The sequence below is a fragment of the Actinomadura gamaensis genome (assembly GCF_042652125.1).
Classification (GTDB): Bacteria; Actinomycetota; Actinomycetes; order Streptosporangiales; family Streptosporangiaceae; genus Spirillospora; species Spirillospora gamaensis.
This window is the reverse complement of sequence record NZ_JBHSIT010000003.1, coordinates 538,475-556,662: the sequence shown is the minus strand read 5'-3', so window position 1 is coordinate 556,662 and position 18,188 is coordinate 538,475. Positions and strand designations below refer to the sequence as shown.

General features: G+C 74.1%; 17 protein-coding genes. 11 read left to right on the top strand and 6 right to left on the bottom strand.

The window, feature by feature from the left end; genetic code table 11:
* Positions 1 to 191 precede the first annotated feature (191 nt).
* The 6 genes from ACFPCY_RS12845 to ACFPCY_RS12820 all read left to right on the top strand — a co-directional run bounded on the left by ACFPCY_RS12845 (position 192) and on the right by ACFPCY_RS12820 (position 6,033).
* Positions 192 to 962, top strand: coding sequence for a class I SAM-dependent methyltransferase (locus ACFPCY_RS12845; RefSeq protein WP_378254617.1), 771 nt, complete (start codon positions 192 to 194; stop codon positions 960 to 962).
* Positions 959 to 1,984, top strand: a complete 1,026-nt coding sequence (locus tag ACFPCY_RS12840) for an aspartyl/asparaginyl beta-hydroxylase domain-containing protein (RefSeq protein ID WP_378254615.1) — start codon at positions 959 to 961, stop codon at positions 1,982 to 1,984. The genes ACFPCY_RS12845 and ACFPCY_RS12840 overlap by 4 nt, the downstream gene beginning before the upstream one ends.
* Positions 1,984 to 3,210, top strand: a complete 1,227-nt coding sequence (locus ACFPCY_RS12835; RefSeq protein WP_378254613.1) for a cytochrome P450 family protein — start codon at positions 1,984 to 1,986, stop codon at positions 3,208 to 3,210. The genes ACFPCY_RS12840 and ACFPCY_RS12835 overlap by 1 nt, the downstream gene beginning before the upstream one ends.
* A gap of 10 nt (positions 3,211 to 3,220) precedes the next feature.
* Positions 3,221 to 4,144: a LysR family transcriptional regulator gene (locus ACFPCY_RS12830; RefSeq protein WP_378254611.1), complete on the top strand. Its 924-nt coding sequence runs from the start codon at positions 3,221 to 3,223 to the stop codon at positions 4,142 to 4,144.
* A gap of 150 nt (positions 4,145 to 4,294) precedes the next feature.
* Positions 4,295 to 4,987 carry a type 1 glutamine amidotransferase domain-containing protein gene (locus ACFPCY_RS12825; RefSeq protein ID WP_378254609.1) on the top strand — a complete coding sequence of 231 codons (693 nt, stop codon included), beginning with the start codon at positions 4,295 to 4,297 and terminating at the stop codon, positions 4,985 to 4,987.
* Between the two features lie 32 nt (positions 4,988 to 5,019).
* Positions 5,020 to 6,033 carry an NADP-dependent oxidoreductase gene (locus ACFPCY_RS12820; protein ID WP_378254607.1) on the top strand — a complete coding sequence of 338 codons (1,014 nt, stop codon included), beginning with the start codon at positions 5,020 to 5,022 and terminating at the stop codon, positions 6,031 to 6,033.
* A gap of 75 nt (positions 6,034 to 6,108) precedes the next feature.
* Here ACFPCY_RS12820 and ACFPCY_RS12815 read toward each other — a convergent pair whose 3' ends face one another.
* The 5 genes from ACFPCY_RS12815 to ACFPCY_RS12795 form a co-directional block, all read right to left on the bottom strand.
* The gene (locus ACFPCY_RS12815; RefSeq protein WP_378254605.1) at positions 6,109 to 7,005 is read right to left on the bottom strand and encodes an alkaline phosphatase family protein; all 897 of its coding nucleotides are present in this window, start codon (positions 7,003 to 7,005) and stop codon (positions 6,109 to 6,111) included.
* A gap of 158 nt (positions 7,006 to 7,163) precedes the next feature.
* Positions 7,164 to 7,928 (bottom strand): single stranded DNA-binding domain-containing protein, encoded by a 765-nt coding sequence (locus ACFPCY_RS12810; RefSeq protein WP_378254604.1) that lies wholly within the window; start codon positions 7,926 to 7,928, stop codon positions 7,164 to 7,166.
* Between the two features lie 19 nt (positions 7,929 to 7,947).
* Positions 7,948 to 9,273 (bottom strand): ABC transporter permease, encoded by a 1,326-nt coding sequence (locus tag ACFPCY_RS12805; protein WP_378254602.1) that lies wholly within the window; start codon positions 9,271 to 9,273, stop codon positions 7,948 to 7,950.
* Positions 9,270 to 9,977 (bottom strand): ABC transporter ATP-binding protein, encoded by a 708-nt coding sequence (locus ACFPCY_RS12800; RefSeq protein ID WP_378255154.1) that lies wholly within the window; start codon positions 9,975 to 9,977, stop codon positions 9,270 to 9,272. Before ACFPCY_RS12800 ends, ACFPCY_RS12805 begins: the two co-directional genes overlap by 4 nt.
* Positions 9,978 to 10,138: 161 nt before the next feature.
* Positions 10,139 to 11,404, bottom strand: a complete 1,266-nt coding sequence (locus tag ACFPCY_RS12795; RefSeq protein ID WP_378254600.1) for an efflux RND transporter periplasmic adaptor subunit — start codon at positions 11,402 to 11,404, stop codon at positions 10,139 to 10,141.
* A gap of 164 nt (positions 11,405 to 11,568) precedes the next feature.
* On the opposite strand from ACFPCY_RS12795, the gene ACFPCY_RS12790 reads away from it, so the two are divergent.
* A complete protein-coding gene (locus ACFPCY_RS12790) occupies positions 11,569 to 13,053 on the top strand; it encodes an MFS transporter (RefSeq protein WP_378254598.1) in 1,485 nt (494 codons plus the stop codon).
* On the opposite strand, the gene ACFPCY_RS12785 is transcribed toward ACFPCY_RS12790, so the two are convergent.
* A complete protein-coding gene (locus ACFPCY_RS12785) occupies positions 13,025 to 13,654 on the bottom strand; it encodes a TetR/AcrR family transcriptional regulator (RefSeq protein ID WP_378254595.1) in 630 nt (209 codons plus the stop codon). The genes ACFPCY_RS12790 and ACFPCY_RS12785 overlap by 29 nt on opposite strands.
* Positions 13,655 to 13,742: 88 nt before the next feature.
* Between ACFPCY_RS12785 and ACFPCY_RS12780 the strand changes: the two genes are divergently transcribed.
* The 4 genes from ACFPCY_RS12780 to ACFPCY_RS12765 all read left to right on the top strand — a co-directional run bounded on the left by ACFPCY_RS12780 (position 13,743) and on the right by ACFPCY_RS12765 (position 18,188).
* On the top strand, positions 13,743 to 14,192 hold the full coding sequence (locus ACFPCY_RS12780) for a PNPOx family protein (RefSeq protein ID WP_378254593.1): 450 nt from the start codon (positions 13,743 to 13,745) through the stop codon (positions 14,190 to 14,192).
* A gap of 170 nt (positions 14,193 to 14,362) precedes the next feature.
* Complete coding sequence (locus ACFPCY_RS12775) at positions 14,363 to 15,652, top strand: ROK family transcriptional regulator (protein ID WP_378254592.1); 1,290 nt, start codon at positions 14,363 to 14,365, stop codon at positions 15,650 to 15,652.
* Positions 15,649 to 16,668 carry a mandelate racemase/muconate lactonizing enzyme family protein gene (locus ACFPCY_RS12770; protein ID WP_378254590.1) on the top strand — a complete coding sequence of 340 codons (1,020 nt, stop codon included), beginning with the start codon at positions 15,649 to 15,651 and terminating at the stop codon, positions 16,666 to 16,668. Before ACFPCY_RS12775 ends, ACFPCY_RS12770 begins: the two co-directional genes overlap by 4 nt.
* A complete protein-coding gene (locus ACFPCY_RS12765) occupies positions 16,665 to 18,188 on the top strand; it encodes an ABC transporter substrate-binding protein (RefSeq protein WP_378254588.1) in 1,524 nt (507 codons plus the stop codon). Before ACFPCY_RS12770 ends, ACFPCY_RS12765 begins: the two co-directional genes overlap by 4 nt.

The window sequence follows — 18,188 nt, the reverse complement described above, 5'->3', positions numbered from 1 at the left end:
GTCCCGTCACCCATCAGGGAGTGAGAGGAGGGAGGCCCCATGAAGTACTGGCACTGATGAGCGCCGCGTGAGGTTCGAAGGTTCGCGGCCGCCGTCCCACCGGCGGTCGCGGACCCACCGGCGGTCGCGGACCGCCTGCTCCGCCCTCTCGACGTCCACTCTAGCCTCGAAGCGATCATGTGGGGAGAAACGTGTCGATCGGTACCGACCCGAGCGGCTCCAGCGACCCGTACGCCATCACGCCCGGCTACTACGACCTGTTCCGCGCGCGCGAGGACGCGCTGCCCTCGGTCCCGTTCTTCGCCGACCTGACGCCGCCCGGCGCGGACGCGCTGGAGATCGGCCCTGGCACGGGCCGCCTCGCGCTCGCCGTCGCCCCGCGGGCGCGCTCCCTGTTCTGCATGGAGCGGTCGGCGACGATGCGGGCCGTCCTCATCGCGAAGCTGGCGCAGCGGCCCGACCTGCGGCCGAAGGTGACGGTCGTCGAGGGCAGCGCGCCCGCGTTCGACCTCGGCCGCGCCTTCGACTACGTCTACCTCGGCGGGGTGCTGGAGCACGTCCCGCCCTCCGAGCGCCCGGCGCTGTTCGCGGCGATCGCCGCGCACCTGAGGCCCGGCGGCCTGTGCGCCATGGACATGGTGCTGCGCATGCCCGCGCCCGACCAGGACGAGCGCGTGATGGACGAGCAGGACCTCGGCGAGTGCCGGTACATCCTGTCCGCCTCGGCGCGGCGGCTCGGACCGGACCTGTCCCGGCTGCGCCAGACCTACCGGACGTACCTGCGCGGCGAGCTGGTCGCCACCGAGTCGGTGGAGCGGCTGCACCACATGCACCGGCCCGAGCCCGTCCTGAAGGAGCTGGCGGACGTCGGGCTGCACCCGGCGGAGGGCGACGGTCTCGCGCAGGCGACCCCGCTCCCGGACGATCCGGGCGCGGTCGTGGTCCGGAAGGCCGCGCCGTGACGGCCGTCCTCGCGGAACCGGCGATCCCGACGGCCGTCCCGCTCGACCGGGTGTACGACGCGGACCGGCTCGCCGCCGAGGCGGTCGCGCTGCGCGAGTTCACGTGGCGGGCGCAGCGAGCCTACGGCCAGGACGGCCTGGCGAGCGAGGCCACGATCGACTGGCGGATCCTGTCGCTGCGCTCCCCCGGCGGCGACCCAGGCCGGACCGATCCGGGCGGCGCGGGCCTGGTCCCGCACGCCGACACGCCGTACCTGGCGCGCACCCCGTACATCGCCGAGGTGCTGGCCGGGATCCCGGCGCCGCTGCGGGCCGTCCGGCTGATGGCGCTCGGGCCGGGCGCGCGCTGCCACGAGCACCGGGACGGCAAGTGCGGCTACCCGTGGGGCGCGATGCGGCTGCACATCCCCGTGATCACCAATCCGGGCGCGGTCGTGGTGATCGGCGGCGAGGAGCGGCACTGGGACGCCGGCCGGCTCTGGTTCGGCGACTTCGACCGGCCGCACCACGTCCGCAACGACGGGGACGAGCCGCGCGTCCACCTGGTGATCGACGTCGGTCTGACGCCGGAGCTGCTGGCGCTGTTCCCGGCCGGCTTCCGCGACCGGCTGCCCTGGCGGGACGTGCTGTACGCGCGCACGCCCAAGCCGCTCGCGCCCGCCGACCTGGACGCGCTGACCTGCGAGTTCGACATGCCCGCCGCGTTCCCGGACTGGGCGGAGGACGACGACGGCACGGCGCGTCCGGACGTGCCCGGCTCGGTGCGCGCCCTGGACGGACGGCTCATCCTCTGCGGTGGCGACGGCGGCGGGGAGCCGCTGTTCGGGCTCGTCCACGTCGGATCGGGTGAGTTCCGCTTCGAGGGATGGACGGAGGAGCGGACCGTGCAGCTCGATCTCGACGGGCCGGAGCCGTGCGCGCGGTTCCGCGTGCGGCACGGGACGTCCCTGACCGAAACCACCCGCCCGGCCCGCCCTGCGGGACTCGGCCGACCCGTCCGAAAGCTTCAGGAGGACCTCTGATGACCGCCGAGGCCGCGCACAAGGAGTTCGACCTTCCCCGGGACTTCGCGCAGTGGCTCGACCCGTACCCGCTGCTCGCCGAGATGCGCGCCGAGTCGCCCGTGCACCGCGCGCGGCTGCGCGGCAAGGTGGACGTCTGGGTCATCACCGGCTACGACGAGTGCGTCGCCGCGCTGAACGACGCGCGCTTCTCGGCCGACCTGGAGGCCGCGCCGCGGATCACCGCCGGGCTGCCGCCGGAGCGCCGCCGCAACGTGCTGATGGAGAGCCTGCTCGCGAGCGACCCGCCGGACCACTCCCGGATGCGCGGCATCGTCGCGAAGGCGTTCACCGCGCGCCGGGTCGCCGAGCTGGCCCCGCGCGTCCGGGAGATCGTGGACGAGCTGCTGGACGCGTTCGCCGCCGACGGCGAGGGCGACCTCGTCGAGGGGCTGGCGCTGCCGCTGCCGATCGCGGTGATCTGCGAGCTGCTCGGCGTGCCGTTCGCGCGGGAGAGGTTCCGGTACTGGTCGGTGGGGCTCGCGATGCCGCCCGCCGACGGCGCGACGCTGGAACGCGCCGACGCCGCCCGCGCCGAGATGATCGAGTTCTTCACCGAGCAGATGGCGCTCAAGCGCGCCGAGCCGGGCGACGACCTGCTCAGCGCGCTGGTCACCGCGCACGCCAACGAGCATGTCTCCGACGACGAGCTGGTCGGCCTGGCGATCATGCTGTTCCTGTCCGGGCACGAGACGACGCTGTGCTTCCTCGCCAACGCGGTCGTCGCGCTGCTCACCCACCCCGAGCAGCTCGCCGCGCTGCGCGCCGACCCGTCCCTCATCCCGCGCGCGGTGGACGAGCTGCTGCGCTACGACGGCCCGGTCGCGCGCGGCGTCGCCCGGTTCACGCTGGAGGACGTCCCGATCGGCGGGACCGTCATCCCGCGCGGCGAGATGGTCGTCGTCGCGATCGGCGCGGCCAACCGCGACCCGGCCCGCTACCCCGACCCGGACGTGCTGGACATCCACCGGGAGAACAACCCGCAGATCGGCTTCGGCCACGGCATCCACTACTGCCTGGGCGCGGCGCTGGCCCGGCTGGAGATCGTGACGGCGCTGGAGGCGCTGCTGCGCCGGTTCCCGGACCTGGCCCTCGCCGTCCCGGTCGCCGACCTGCCGCGCCGGCCGGGGATGCTGCGCGGCCTGGCGTCGGTGCCGGTCACCTTCACACCCGAACGTCCCCGATAGTCTCGGTCGGGTGGTCCATAAGAACGCCGATGGCCCGCTCGACCTGGCCCAGCTCCGCACGTTCCTCGCCGTCTACCGCGCCGGTTCGCTGACCGCCGCCGCGCGGCTGGTCGGGCTGTCCCAGCCGACCGTGACGGCGCAGCTGCGCGCGCTGGAGGAGCGCACCGGGCGGCAGCTTTTCGAGCGGCTGCCGCGCGGCGTGACGCCGACGCCGGCGGCCGACGACCTGGCCGCGCGGCTCGCCGCGCCGATGGACGCGCTGGAGGCGATCGCCGGAGGCGGCGCGGCGGACGAGCCCGCCCCCGAGCCGCCGGTGCTGCTCGCCGGGCCCGCCGAGTTCCTCGCGGGCGCGGTCGTGCCGACGCTCGGAACGCTGCTGGACCGGGGCGTCCGGCTGCGGATCACCGCCGGGCTGTCGGAGGACCTGCTGGCCGGGCTGCGCGCGGGCCGCTTCGACCTGGTGGTGTCCACGATCCGTCCGCGCGGCCGGGCGCTGGTGTCCGAGCCGCTCGCGGACGAGACGTTCGTGCTGGTCGCCTCGCCGGACCGGGCCGCCCGGCTCGACCGGGAGCTGCTCGCGCGGGACGGCCCGGCGGCGCTCGCCGGGGTGCCGCTGATCAGCTACGCCGACGACCTGCCGATCCTGCGCCGGTACTGGCGGCACGTGTTCGAGACGCGGCTGACCGCCGAGCCCGCGCTCGTCGTCCCCGACCTGCGCGCGATCAAGGCGGCGGCCGTGGCGGGACTCGGCGTGACCGTCCTGCCCCGCTACCTCTGCCTGGACGAGCTGGCGGGCGGCGCGCTGGTGCCGCTGCTCGATCCCGAGGACCCGCCGATCAACACCTCGTTCCTGGTGCAGCGGAGCGGCGCGTACCCGCTCCCGCACGTCGATCTCGTCCGCCGTCACCTGCTGAGGGTCGCCCGGGACTGCTGACGTCCGAGCGATCGGTTTTCCTATGGCAGGCATACACCTCTCGATTGGTGAGGCTGGATACGCGCGGCTACGCTCGGTCCGGTGAACGAACCGGTGGTCGCCGCGGCGGCGCGCCGGTTCTCCGACTTCATCGTTTGAGAGGACGCCGCGATGGCGAGGATCTTGTTCGTGATGACCGGGGTCGACCACTGGACGCTGGCCGACGGCACCAGCCACCCCACGGGGTTCTGGGCCGAGGAGGCCGCCACGCCGTACGAGGCGTTCACGGCGGCCGGGCACGAGGTCACCGTGGCGACGCCCGGCGGCGCCGTCCCGACGGCGGACGCGGGCAGCCTGGCCGCGGAGGCCAACGGCGGGCGGGACGGCGCGGAGCGGGTCGCCGCCGTCCTCGCGGCCGACGCGTTCCGGCACCCGGTCCGCATCGAGGACGTCGACCTCGACGACTACGACGCCGTGTTCTACCCCGGCGGCCACGGGCCGATGGAGGACCTGGCGGTCGACGCCGGCTCCGGACGCCTGCTCACGCGGGCGCTGGACGGCGGCAAGCCGCTCGGCATCGTCTGCCACGGCCCGGCCGCGATGCTCGCCGCGACCCGGCCGGACGGCAGCAACGCCTTCGCCGGCTACCGGGTGACCGCGTTCACCAACGCCGAGGAGACCCAGGCCGGCCTCGCCGACCGCGCCAAGTGGCTCCTCCAGGACCGCCTCGTCGAGGCCGGGGTGGACTTCCGCGAGGGCGAGCCCTGGGCCCCGCACATCGAGACCGACCGCAACCTCGTCACCGGCCAGAACCCGGCATCGTCCGGCCCGCTCGCCGCCGAGGTGCTGAAGATGCTGGCCTGACCGGCCCCAACGCGTTCCGGGAGAGACCCGTCATGTCCTACACCAGCCGCGAATGGCGGCTCGTCGCCCGTCCGAAGGGCGAGCCGAAGCCGTCCGACTTCGAGTTCGCGACGACGACCGTGCCCGACCCGGAGGACGGGCAGATCGTCGTGCGCAACGACTTCGTCTCCGTCGACCCGTACATGCGGGGGCGGATGAACGACGTCCCGTCCTACATCCCGCCGTTCGGCCTGGACGAGCCGATGACGGGCGGGGCGGTCGGCACGGTCGTCGCGTCGGGCACGGCGGACGTCCCGGTCGGCACGGCCGTCTCGCACTTCCTCGGCTGGCGCGAGTACGCGCTGCTGCCCGCCGGCGGCGTCCAGGTGATCGACACGTCGATCGCGCCGGCCCGGGCGTACCTCGGCGTCCTCGGCACCACCGGGCTGACCGCCTACGCCGGGCTCACCGAGGTCGCGCCGGTCAAGGCGGGCGACACGGTGTTCATCTCCGGCGCGGCGGGCGCGGTCGGGTCGGTGGCCGGGCAGATCGCGCGGCACCTCGGCGCGGGCCGCGTGATCGGCTCGGCCGGCGGCCCGGAGAAGGTGCGCCGCGTCACCGGGACCTACGGCTTCGACGCCGCGATCGACTACCGGCAGGGGAACCTGTCCGCGCGGCTCGCCGAGGCCGCCCCGGACGGCGTGGACGTCTACTTCGACAACGTCGGCGGCGACCACCTCGAAGCCGCGATCAGCGCGATGAACACCTTCGGCCGGATCGCGCTGTGCGGCGCGATCTCGGTCTACAACGCCACCGACGTCCCGCCGGGACCGCGCAACCTGCCGCTCGCGATCGGCAAGCGGCTGAACCTGCGCGGCATGATCGTCTCCGACCACCTCGGGCTGGCGTCCGAGTACGCCTCGCGCGCGGCGGGCTGGCTGCGGGACGGCTCGCTCGTCGCCGAGGAGACCGTGGTGGACGGCGTCGAGAACGCGGTCGAGGCGTTCCTGGCCATGATGCGCGGGGCCAACACGGGCAAGATGCTCGTCCGGCTCGTCCACGACTGAGCGGGGACGGGGAGCGGCCGGGCCTTCAGGGGCCCGGCCGTCCGGTGTGACTACTGCGGGACGCCTACCGCGCGATCACTGCCAGATCTCGGTGATGGGCGTGGCCGTGGCGGCGGCGCCCGCGTGCGTCGTGCCGTACATGTCCTCGATCGTGCGCAGCACGTTGAAGTGGTTGTACCTGGTCGAGTACGCGCCCTGCTTCACGTGCGCGCCGTAGAAGATCGTCGGGATGCGGTTGCCGGACGACCCGTTGTCCTCGTCGAACGTGACGACGAGGACGCTGTTGTGCGCCGTGGCCCACTGCGCGTAGCCGCCCAGCTTGTTCTTCAGCCAGGTGTCACCCGTGGAGACCGAGCAGTCGTGCATGTCGTCGCACAGGTTCGGGACGACGAAGGAGACGGTCGGCAGGGTCGTGTAGTCGGTCGGGAACTGCGCGAACGTGTACCCGGTCGAGGCGGGCACGTTGCTGAAGGAGAACCAGGGGTTGTGCTTGCGCGCGTACTTGCCCGCGCTGTTGGAGCAGGTCGTCGATCCCTGCGAGGGCAGCCCCTCGTTGTAGCTGCCCCAGGACTTCCCGACGGCGCGCACCTCGGCGGCGAGGTTGGCGGTCGAGTAGGGGGATCCGGGCGGCGGGCAGGTGTCGTCGGTGACGCCCTGCGGGCTGCCGGAGAACAGGTCGAAGTAGTTCGGCTGGCTCGGGTGGGTGAGGGCGTACGACTGGGTGAGGTTCGCGCCGGCGTTGGCCAGGGACGTGATGTACGGCGCGCTGGAACTGCCGACGACCTGCGAGTACGAGTGGTTCTCGAAGACCACGACCAGCGTGTGGTCGGGCGTCGGCACCGTCGCGGCACCGGCCGCGCCGCCCGGCACGGCGGCGGCCAGGCCCGCCGCGGCCGCGAGCGCGCACGCGGTGAGCGCGGCGCGCCACCGGGACAGGGGGCCGCGGGTGGTGGCGGGGGGAGCACCTGACATGACGACCTCCGGAACGAGAGATCCTGCCGGGGACCGGGCGGACCCCGGCAGCCGTCACCCTCCCATCGTCCACGAAAACGGGGCACACCGGCACACTCCGGACGCCGGACGGTTCGGCGAACGCCGCGTGAACGCTTTCCAGGCGGCCGTCCGCGGCGTCAGTTGCCCTGCGGAGGCGCGCCCCCGCCCGGCTGGTTCCCGCCGCCGGGCTGGTTTCCACCGGATGGCGGGTTTCCACCGCCGGGCTGGTCGCCGTCGCCGCGGCGGCCGAAGCCGCCGCCCTCGTTGATGGCCGTCGCGGTGACGGTGCCGTCGTCCCCGGACGTCCCGCGCACGACGATCGTCGTGCCGGACTTGAGGTCCTTCACCGTGCCGGTCCTGGTGACCTGGATGCGGGTCGAGCCGCTCGTCTTGACCGTGATGGTCTTGCCGTCGGTCGTGCGCAGGTAGACGGTGTCGCCGTCGATCTTGGTGACCGTGCCGATCGTCGCGCCTCCCCCGCCGTTGGCGCCGCCGCCGAAACCGCCTCCGCCGAAGCCTCCGCCGCCGTTGCGGAAGCCGCCGTAACCGCCGCCGAAACCGCGCGCGTTCGGTCCGCCCGCGGCACGCTCCCCGGACGACGCGGACCCGCCGTCCGCCATCGCCTTGTGCGTGAAGATCCCGCCGAGGAATCCGGCGACCACGAGGACGGCCGCGACGAGGTAGAGCGTCGGGCCGGTCGGCGCGCGCCAACCGGGGCCGCGGTCGGCCAGCTCCTTGTCCAGATCGTCCTTGAACGGGGAGGACTCCAGCACCTCGGACGGCGGCGGCGCCGCGCCTTCCGGAGCCTCGCCGCTTGGCAGCCGCGGGTGCTGCGGCGGGTGCTGCGGCGGGTGCTGCGGTGTCTGCGGCGGGAGCGGCTTCGGGTCGGGAATGTCGTTCATCGTGTGCCTTTCCTGAGGGTCAGTCATGGCGCAGGGCCTCGATGGGGCGCAGCCGGGCCGCGCGGTGGGCGGGGAGGCTGCCGAACAGCAGCCCGACGGCGACCGAGACGCCGAGCGCGAGCACGATCGAGGACGGCACCAGCACCGGTTTGACGCCGACGATGGTGAACCGGCTCGCCACGACGCCCGCGACGACGCCGAGCAGCCCGCCGAGCAGGCTGAGCACGGTCGCCTCGGCGACGAACTGGCCGAGGATCGCGCCGCGCGGCGCGCCGAGCGCCTTGCGGACGCCGATCTCGCGCGTCCGCTCGGTGACGGTGACGAGCATGATGTTGGTGATCCCGATCCCGCCGACGAGCAGGCTGATCGCCGCGACCGCGCCGAGCAGCACGGTGAAGGTGCGGTTGGAGTCGGCGACCGCGGACTGGATGCCCGCCTGGCTGGTCACCTGGAAGTCGGCGGCGGCCGTCCCGGTGATGTCGTGCCGCTGGTCGAGCAGGTCGGTGACCTCGGCCTGGGCGCGGTCCACCAGCGACGAGTCGCGCGCCTCCACGACGATCTGGGACAGCCCGCCGTACGGCGCGAGCGTGCCGCGCACGGCGGTGATCGGCGCGATTACCACGCTGTCGGCGTCCTGGAATCCGGACGATCCGGACCCGCTCGCCCGCAGCACCCCGACCACCGTGAACTCCACGCCCGAGACGGTGAACTTCTGGCCGAGCGGGTTCACCCCGGCGAACAGGTCGCGGGCGACGCTGCTGCCGATGACGGCGACGCGGTCGCCCTGCGCCACGTCGTCGTCGGTGAACGCCGAGCCGCTCTGGATCCGCCGGTCGGCGGCCTCCAGGTAGGTGGGGGTCGTCCCGACGAACTGGCCGACGGTCGTGCTGGAGCCGCCGAACGTGACCGTGGGCTGCTGCGCGTTGACGACTGGCGACGCGCTCTTCACCGAGGGCGCGTTGACCCTGTCGACCAGGGCCTTCGCGTCGTCCATGGTCAGGTCGCGGGCCTGGGTGCGCGGGCCGGTGCTCTGGCCCGCGTCGCCGCCGGGCGCGCCGCCGCGCAGGCCACCGCCGCCGAAACCGGCACCGCCTCCTCCTCCGCCGAAACCGCCGGGACCGCCGCCGAGGCGCCCGCCGCGTCCGGTGGTGGACTTGGTGACGGTCAGGGTGTTCGCGCCGAGCCGCTGGATGCTGTCGCGGATCGCCTTGGACGACCCGTTCCCGACCGCGACCAGCGTGATCACGGCGGCGACGCCGATGAGGATGCCGAGCGTGGTGAGCCCGGTGCGCAGCTTGTTCGCGCCGAGCCCGCGCAGCGCGAACCGCAGGACCTCCAGGATCATCGCGCGCCCTCCCGGGCAGGGCCGAGACGCGGCGGCGGACCCGCGACGGCGGCCCGCCGCAGGTCGGCGGTGATCCGGCCGTCCACCAGCCGGACGACCCGCTTGGCGTGCGCGGCCACCTCCTCCTCGTGGGTGATCACCACGAGCGTCCGGCCGGCGAGGCTGAGCCGGTCGAAGATGGCGAGCACGTCGGCGGTGGAGCCGCTGTCGAGCGCGCCGGTCGGCTCGTCCGCCAGCAGGAGCGTCGGGGCGGTGACCAGCGCGCGGGCCACCGCGACCCGCTGCTGCTGGCCGCCGGACAGCGCGTTCGGCTCGTGCCGCACCCGGTCCGCGAGGCCGACCTCGGCGAGCGCGGCCAGGGCGCGGCGGCGGCGCTCCTCCCGGCGCACCCCGCCGTAGGCGAGCGGCAGCTCGACGTTCGCCAGCGCGGACATCCGCGGGATGAGGTTGAACGACTGGAACACGAACCCGATGCGGCGGTTGCGCAGGATCGCGAGGCGCCGCTCGTCGAGGCCGCCGACGTCCAGGCCGTCCAGCCGGTACCGGCCGCCGGACGGCACGTCCAGGCAGCCGATGATGTTCATGAGCGTGGACTTGCCGGAGCCCGACGCGCCCATCACCGCGACGTAGTCGCCGCGCTCGACGGTCAGGGTGACGCCGCGCAGGGCGTGCACGGCGGTGTCGGGATCGTCCGCGCCGTACACCTTCGTGACGTCGCGAAGGTCGAGGACGGGCGCCGACGCCGCTTCCCCGCCCGCGACACCGCCGGCGCCAGCAGCGGCGACCCCAGCGGCGACGCCACCGACGACGCCGTTGAAGTCGCTGTTGACGCCGCCCGCGACGCGGCGGTCCCCGTCGGCGGGGGTCACCGGCGTCCTCCGCCCGCGCCGCCGGCCCCGCCGCCGAAGCCGCCCGGCGCGCCGCCGCCGAACCCTCCGCCGCCGGGGAAGCCGCCCTGCCGGCCCGTGCCGGACGACGTGGCCGCCGACACGACGACCACCTGGTCACCCTCGTTCAGGCCGGACGTGATCACGGTCCCCTGGCCGCCGCGCAGGCCGGTCTTCACCGTCCGCACCACCTGTTCGCCGTTCTCCATGACCGTGACGGTGCTGACGCCGTTGACCGTCCGGACCGCCGCGCTCGGCACGTACAGCGCGTTCTCCGCGCGGCCGGTGGTGACCTCGACCGTGGACGTCTGCCCGATCCGCACCCCGGACGGGACGCTGTCGAGCTCGGCCGTCACGGCGAAGGTCACCACGTTGTTGCTGGTCGTCGGGGTCGTCGCGATCTGGGCGATCTCCCCGGACGCGGTCGTGCCGGACAGCGCGTCGAAGCTGATCACGGCGTCCTGGCCGACCTTCAGCTTCGCCGAGTCGGCCTCGGTGAAGTCGGCGACGACCTCCAGGTCGTTGGTGTCCACGATCGTGACGAACCCCGACGACGACGTGCCCGACGTGCCCGACGAGCCGCTCGTCCCGCCTGAACCACCTGAGCCGCTTGAACCACCGGAGCCCCCCGAGCCGCCCGAGGATGATCCGCCGCCCGATCCGCCCGTCCCGCCCGAGCTGCCGCCCGAGGAGGACGTCCCGCCGCTCACCGTATCGCCGACGCTGCCGTTGACCTCCGTGACCGTCCCGCTGAAGGGGGCCTTCAGGACGGTGGCGTCGAGCCGGTCCTGGGCGCTGCGGTAGTTCTCCTTGGCCTGCACCCAGGCCGAGTACGCCTGGGCGTACTTGGCGCTCGTCGTGTCGGAGGACGCCTTGTCGAGCGTGTCGGCGGCGGCGTTGAGGGTGAGCCTGGCGGCCTGGAGCGTCTCCAGCGCCGAGGTCTGGTCGAGGCGGGCGAGCACCTGCCCCTTGCCGACCTTGCGTCCCGCCTTGGCGTAGACGCGCGTGACCGTGCCGGACGTGCCGAAGTACAACGCCTTCTGCCGGGTACTGGTCACCGAGCCGGACGCGGAGACGGTCGCCTCGACCGTGCCGCGGGCGACCCGGGCGAGGCGCTCCCGGGCCTGCGTGGCGCCCGCGCCGTCGTCGGCGAGGGAGAGATAGGCGAACCCGGCCCCGCCCGCCAGCAGCACCACGAGCGTGCCGTTGACCAGGAGGGTCCGGCGCTTCAGCGACAGATCCATGCGCCGCAGGCTGGCGGTGCGATCTTGCCGGGCGATGATCCGAATCTGAGAATTCGGTGAGGAAACCGCCCTGACCAGCGATCGGACCCCGTGACCGATTAGACAGTTCAAACTGTTCACCTCAAGGTGTACAGTCTGGACTGGCTAATTGAGGAGGTGGACACATGGCCGAGGGCGGGTTCGACCGCAGGCTGATCGCTCCGATGATCCTCGGGTCGGTGCTGAACCCGATCAACTCCTCCATGCTCGCGGTGGCGCTGATCCCGATCGGCCGGGCCTTCGACGTCTCGCCCGCGCAGACGGCGTGGCTGGTCACCGGTCTCTACCTGGCGACCGCGGTCGGGCAGCCGGTGATCGGGCGGCTCGTGGACGCCTTCGGCCCGCGCCCGCTCTACCTGGCCGGGACGGCCCTGGTCGGCCTCGCCGGGCTGGTCGGCGCGGTCGCGCCGGACCTCGGGGTGCTGATCCTCTCGCGCGTCCTGCTCGGCTTCGGGACGTCGGCGGCGTTCCCCGCGTCCATGGCCCTGCTGCGCGCCGAGTCCGACCGGACGGGCCGGAGCAGCCCGGCCGGCGTGCTCGCGGCGCTGTCGGCGTCCGCGCAGGTCACCGCGGTGGTCGGGCCGACGCTCGGCGGGCTGCTGATCGGCCTCGGCGGCTGGCGGCTGATCTTCACGATCAACGTGCCGCTCTCGGTCGCCTGCCTGGTGCTCGGCGCGCTGTGGCTGCCCCGCCGCCCGCGCGCCGCGTCCGGCGCGGGAACGGCCTCCGGCGCGTCCGGCGCGAGCCCCGCCCACGGCACGTCGGGCGGCGGAGCGGCGCGCGGCGCGATCGACGTGTCCGGGATCGCGCTGTTCGCGGTGACGCTGACCGCGTTCATGCTCTTCCTCATGCGGCCCCGCCCGAGCGGCTGGTACCTGGTCGTGATCACGCTCGCGGCCGGGGCGGCGTTCGCGCTGCGCGAGCTGCGGACCGCCGACCCGTTCATCGACCTGCGCGTGCTGCGCGGGAACGGTCCGCTGCTGGCGACCTACCTGCGGCAGTTCCTCGCGTACACGACGTCCTACGCCTTCCTGTACGGGTTCACGCAGTGGCTCGAAGAGGGGCGCGGGCTGTCGGCGTCGGGGGCCGGGCTGCTGCTCCTCCCGCTGTCGCTGTCGGCGATCGCCGTCACCGCGATCACCGGACGCCGCGCCGAGGTGCGCGGCAAGCTGCTGGCCGGCTCGCTCGTCCAGGTCGCCGGGGTGGCGGCGCTGCTCCTGCTCCACGTCTCCAGCCCGGTCTGGGCGCTGGTCGCCGTCGGGGCCGTGATCGGCGTCCCGCAGGGGCTGACCGGCCTCGCCAACCAGAACGCGATGTACGCGCAGGCCGACCCGGAGCGCATCGGATCGTCCGCCGGGCTGCTGCGGACGTTCATGTACCTCGGCGCGCTGGCCGCGTCGGCCGCCGACGCCGCCGTCTTCCCGCGCGGCGCGACGACCACGGGCCTGCACCACATGGCCTGGCTGCTGGTCGGGACGGCCGTCCTGTTCCTGGTCACGACGCTCGCCGACCGCTCCCTCGCCCGCGTCGGCAGGCAGGACGAGGACGAGCCCGGGCGCGCCGCGGAGGACGGCCCGGCCGTCACGGCCGAGGGGACGTCCCGCCGCTGAGCCGGTGCAGCCCCGCGCGGACGCGCTCGGGCGACATCCCGCGCGCGTCGACGAGGTACTCGATCACGTCGGCGCGCAGCGCGGTGAACACGGCGTGCGCGAGGTACTCGGCGTCGTCGCCCGGATGGACGGCGGCCAGCCGGCGTCCCAGCTCGGCGACCCAGAACCGGCTGGCGTCGTTGGCGTAGTAGGCGTCCGGCCCGCGGTGCTCCAGCGCGCGGATGAGGCCGCGGTTGGCCCACACGAAGTCGAGCAGCGCGTCGATGTAGGCGTGCAGGGACGCGTCCGGGTCGCCGCCGGGACCGAGCGGCGGCGGCCCCGACTCGACCGCCGCGCGCAGGGCCCGAACGCGCGGCTCGATGACGGCCTGGATCAGGCCCGTCCGGTCGCCGAAGCGGCGGAACACCGTGCCCTTGCCGACCCCGGCCGCCTCGGCGACGTCGTTGACCGAGACCGTGCCGACGCCCCGGCGGTCGAACAGCTCGGTCGCCGCCGCGAGGATCGCCTCCCGGTTGCGCGCCGCGTCCGCGCGCTCCATCCGCTCGGCCCCCTCGGCCCGCGCAGGTACCTCGTGCCGCTCGGGCCGCTCGGGTGCTTCCACCGTCTCCCCTTGCCTATCCGGACCGACGGTCCGTATCGTACCGGGCGGAAACCGGACCGTTGGTCCGCTTCACTTCGGGAGGAGCTTCATGGAGCAGCAGACCGACCGGCGCGCGGCGGCGGCACGCGCGATCGAGGACGTCCGCGCCGCGCCCGTCCAGCCGTACGAGGAGGGCAGGCCCGCCCTGCGAGTCGTGAACGTGCCCGGACGGCGCAGCGGAGAGCCCCGGCCGTTCGGCGTCAACGTCACCGCGATCGACGGGCGGCTCTACCTGTGCTCGGCGGTCCGCCGCCGCGACTGGGTGCGCAACCTCGTGGCGGCCGGGGCCTGCACGGTCGAGCGGGACGGCCCCGGCGGCACGGACGCCCGCTACACCGCCACGCTCGTCGAAGGCCCCGAGGCGGCGCGGGCGCTGGCCGTCTACCTGCCGCAGGCCGGGTACGCGGATCCGGAACTGCCGTTCCCGGTGGACGCGAGTGAGGCCGAGATCCTGCCGCACACGGCATCCACGACCGTGTTCCGGCTGGATCCGGCCTGACTCGAACTTTCCCTACTGAATTAGTGTGGTAACGTCGCCGCGTCGGCCGCCCGGCGCGGCGGCGGCTCCGGTGAGCACACCCGTTACCCCTTCGTGATCCAGCTCACTCTTGCCTCTGCCTGCGCCGACTAATTAAGTTTCTGAAACTAAGTCGAGCGGAGGGGGTGCCGGTGAAGCCAGAAGGCCGGTCCGGGCTGGTGACCAGCGGGCGCAGGGCGGAGGGCATGCGGCGCGCGAACGCGTCGGCGGTGCTGCGCGCCGTGCTCTCCGGGGACGGGGTCTCGCGGGCGGAGGTCGTCCGCCGGACGGGCCTGTCGGCCCCCGCGGTCACCAAGCTCACCGCGAGCCTGATCGAGTCCGGGCACCTGGTGGAGGCCGAGCCCCGGCACACCACCGCGCTCGGCCGGCCGCGCGTCGCGATCCGGATCGACCGCGACCGGGGGGCCGCGCTCGGCGTCCACATCGGCCTGGAGCGCACCACGCTCGGCCTGGTCGCGCTGGACGGGACGGTCCTCGCCGAGCGCGCGCTGCGGCACGAGGACACCTCCCCCGCGACGATCGTCGAGCAGGCCGCCGAGGGCGTCGCCGCGTTCCTGCGCGAGCACCGCGGCGGGCGCCGGGTGCTCGGCACCGGCGTCAGCACCGGCGGCTGGGTGGACGGCGGGACGGTCGTCGAGCACGCCGCGCTCGGCTGGACCGGCGTGCCGCTCGCCGACCTGCTCAGCGCGCGCGTGCCCGGCCCGCTGCGGATGGAGCAGCACGTCCGGGCGACCGCCGAGGCCGAGCTGTGGTTCGGCGCGGGCCGCGAGACCGACGACCTGCTGGTCGTGTTCATCGGCCAGGTCGTGGACGCCGCGCTCGTCCTCGGCCGGTCCATCCACCGGGGCCCCGGCTCGGCCGCCGGCGGCATCGACCACCTCTTCGTCGGCGCGACCGCGGGCGGCGACGCCGGCGCGGTCGGCAGCGCGGGCGCAGGCGGCAGCGCGGGCGCAGGCGGCGGCGCGGGCGCGGGCGGCGACGCGGGCGGGGACGGTGATGCGCGGTGCGGGTGCGGGCGGACGGGGTGCCTCGCCGCCGTCGCCACGGACGCCGCGCTGCTGGCCGCCGCGCGCCGCGCCGGGATCGACGCGACCGACCTCGACCACCTCATCGCGCTCGCGCGCGGGGGCGACGAGCGGGCCGCCGCGCTGGTCGGCGGCCGGGCCAGGGCGGTCGGGCGGGCCGTCGCGCTGCTGGCGGACCTGGTGAACCCCGGACGGGTCGTCCTCAGCGGCGGCGTGGTCAAGGCCCCCGAGCATCTGGACGAGCTGTCCGCCGAGGCCGCGCGGTGCGCGAGCCGGGGCCGCGACCTCGCCGACCGCATCGGCGCGACCGGGCTCGGACCGGGCGCGCTGGTCGTGTCCGCCGCCGCGCCCGTCCTCGCCGACGTGCTCGCCGACCCGCTGGGGGCCGAGGCGTGACCGGAGCCGTGATCTCGCTGTACCGGGTCGCGGTGTCGGCCCGCACGGACTGGCTGGTCGTCCGGATCGCCGACCGCGACGGCGCGTCCGGCTGGGGCGAGTGCTCCGACGCCGGGACGCCCGAGGCCGTGGCCGCGCACCTGGACCGTCCGGGCGACCCCGCCGACCCGTTCCTAGTGACGACCGTCCGGGGCGCGCTGGACCAGGCGCACTGCGACCTGGAGGCGCGCCGCCGCGGCGAGCCGCTGTGGAAGTGGCTCGGCGGCTCGGATCCGGGGCCGGTCCGGCTCTACGCCAACATCAACCGGATGCCCGGCGGGCGCGCCCCGGAGGACGTCGCCGAATGCGCCCTCGCCGCCGTCAGGGCGGGCTTCCGGCGGATCAAGTTCGCGCCGTTCGACGTGCCGGGCGACCGCCCGCTGCCGCTGCTCGGCCTGGAGCGGGCGCGGGCGGTGCGCGCGGCGGTCGGCCCGGACGTCGAGCTGATGATCGACTGCCACGAGCGGCTCGCCCCGGACGAGCTCGAACCCGTCCTGGACGCGCTCGCCGACCTCGGCCTCGGCTGGCTGGAGGACGCGACCGGCATCGACGACACCGCCGGGCTGCGCCGGCTGCGCGAGCGCACGGACCTGCGCCTCGCCGGCGGCGAGTTCGCGGTCGACACCGCGCAGGTCGCCCGCGCGCGGGGCCTGCTCGACGTGGTCATGCCGGACGTCAAGCACGCCGGCGGCGTCTCGGCGGCGCTCGACCTCGCGGCCACCGCCGCCGAGTGCGGCGCGGAGGTGTCGTTCCACAACCCGAGCGGCCCGGTCGCGACGGCCGTCAGCGCCCACCTGACCGGCGTGGCGCCCGGCGTCCTGGAGTTCATGTTCGGCGAGGCCGAGTGGCGGCCCGCCGTCGTCGGGGGCGCGGAGCGCGTCGCCGGCGGCCTGCTCACCCTGTCCCCCGGTCCCGGCATCGGCCTGGACCTCTCCCCCGCTCACCCGCAGGTCACCCTTCTCTGGAGCACCCCATGACCACGCACATCCCCCGCCGCAGTTTCTTGGGCGCCCTCGGTCTGGGCGCCGCCGCGCTCGCGCTCCCCGGCTGCTCGTCCGCCGTGGACCAGGCGTCGTCCGGCAAGGGCGGCAGGAAGGTGCTGACGATCGTGCAGGGCGCGGACATCGCCCCGGCCACGCTCTTCGGGCAGAACAACCCGAACTTCTCGATCAACCGGACGGTCTTCAACACGCTCACCGAGTACGACCACAGGACGCTTCAGCCCAAGCCGGGCCTGGCGGAGTCGTGGCAGGTCAAGGGCGACGCGGTGACGTTGAAGCTGCGCAGCGACGTCACCTTCCACACGGGCCGTCCGTTCACGGCCGACGACGTGGTGTTCGCCCTGGAGAACCTGAGGAAGCCGGAGGTCGCCTCGCAGCTCAAGCATGTCGCGCAGGCCGTCGCCAAGACGGAGAAGAACGGCGACCACGAGCTGACGATCACCTTCGCGCACCCGGTCGGGAACGTGTTCGACCTGTTCGAGATCATGATCATCCCGGACAGGGAGACGATCGGGGAGCTGGCCGCCGGGACGAAGATCATCGGCACCGGCCCGTTCAAGGTGGACTCCTACACGCCCGGCACCGGCGTGACGCTCAGCAGGAACCCGAAGTACTTCAAGCCGGTCAAGCTGGACGGCGTCGAGATCAAGGTCATCGGCCAGTCGCAGTCGATGGTCGCGGCGCTCCGCTCCGGCCAGGCGCACCTCGCGCTCGACCTCGCCCCGCTGGACGCCGCCGGCCTCAAGGGCGACCGCGGCTTCCAGGTCGTCGTCTCGGACGCCAACGACTCGGCGTTCTACGTCGGCTCGAACGTGACGGTGAAGCCGCTGGACGACAAGCGCGTCCGGCAGGCCGTCGCGTACGCGGTCGACCGCGACCGCATCCTGTCCCAGGTGCTCGGCGGCATCGGCAGGACGTCGTCGCTGCCGTGGGCGCCCAGCTCGCCCGCCTACGACGCGGCGAAGGCGAAGACGTACTCCTACGACACCGCCAAGGCCAAGGAGCTGCTCGGCCGGGCGGGCGCGGCCGGAGCGAAGATCGACCTGTTCTACAACGCGGGCCTCGGCACCAACGCCAAGATCGCCGAGATCGTGCAGTTCAACCTCAAGGAGGCCGGGCTGAACGTGTCGGCCGTCCCGCTCCAGGCGCCCGACTTCCAGGCGAAGCTGACCGGCGGCGGCATCGGCGGGCTGTTCGTCAACGGGCACGGCTTCGGCCAGCTCAACCCCGCGACGCTCGTCAAGGGCGCGTTCCCGTTCAACGCCGAGAAGAACTCCTCGAAGTTCAGCGACGGCACCTACACGTCCCTCGCGGACGAGCTGTGGCGCAAGCCCGGCGCGTCCGTCTACGGGAAGGTCAACGACTTCCTGCTCGACCAGCAGTTCGTCAGCGACCTCGTCGGCAGCGCGCACACCTTCACGATCTCCACCAAGGTGCGGGGCCTGGCGTACACGATGTTCGACTACCTCAACCTCGACGACGCGGACCTGGCCTGA